Source organism: Vibrio sp. Y176 (assembly GCF_033438945.1).
The window spans coordinates 1-831 of the sequence record NZ_JAWOQS010000298.1 but is presented as its reverse complement, the minus strand read 5'-3'; the positions used below and the strand labels follow the sequence as shown (position 1 = coordinate 831).

Annotated in this window: 1 protein-coding gene; it reads left to right on the top strand. The window is 43.8% G+C overall.

Annotated features, from left to right (window positions below):
- Window positions 1-44 precede the first annotated feature (44 nt).
- Window positions 45-831 (top strand): AI-2E family transporter (locus R7O13_RS25680; protein WP_318305046.1); only part of this gene is annotated, 787 nt, incomplete at its 3' end.

The window sequence follows — 831 nt, the reverse complement described above, 5'->3', positions numbered from 1 at the left end:
AACGCGAGCCATTGTAAACGTCATCCGTAAGTTGGATTTATCTCATGCCAAACAACGTAAAAATCACGTCGAGTCATCGTGTATTAATGATCGCTCTACTCGCCGCTGCTTTTGCTTGCTATTTATTGGTCGAGCCTTACATCAATTCGATCGTAATGGCTTTCATTATCTCACTGCTTATGTTTCCTGTGCATGAGTGGTTTGAGCGTAAAATGCCAAAACACAGAAATTCGGCATCGCTGCTCACGTGCGTAGTTTTGACCTTCATGATTGTCATTCCACTACTGTTTGTGTTTGCTGCAATTGTTCAACAAGGCTCTGTTTTTTCTCAGAATACGTACAAATGGGTCACCAATGGTGGTATTCAAGACATCTTCCAACATCCTTGGGTTATCAAAGGTCTATCCATTGTTAATGAGTACTTACCTTTCGATAAAATCGAGCCAAAAGCCATCGCCGAAAAAATCGGGCAATTTGCTACCACTTTTGCTTCAAACCTTGTCGCGATCAGTGCGAAAATTCTGGGTGACGCAACAAACTTCTTGATGGATTTTTTCTTGATGCTGTTTGTGCTTTTCTTCCTATTACGTGACCACGACAAAATCATTTCGGCAATTCGACATATTCTGCCACTCTCTCGTAGCCAAGAAGATAGAATCTTGACCGAGATAGAACAAGTTTCGAAGTCCGCAGTCATGGGCTCCTTTTTAACGGCTATCGCGCAAGGCTTAGCAGGCGGTATCGGTATGTGGCTAGCTGGCTTCCCTGGCCTATTCTGGGGAACAATGATGGGCTTTGCTTCCTTCATTCCAGTTGTCGGTACGGCGTTGA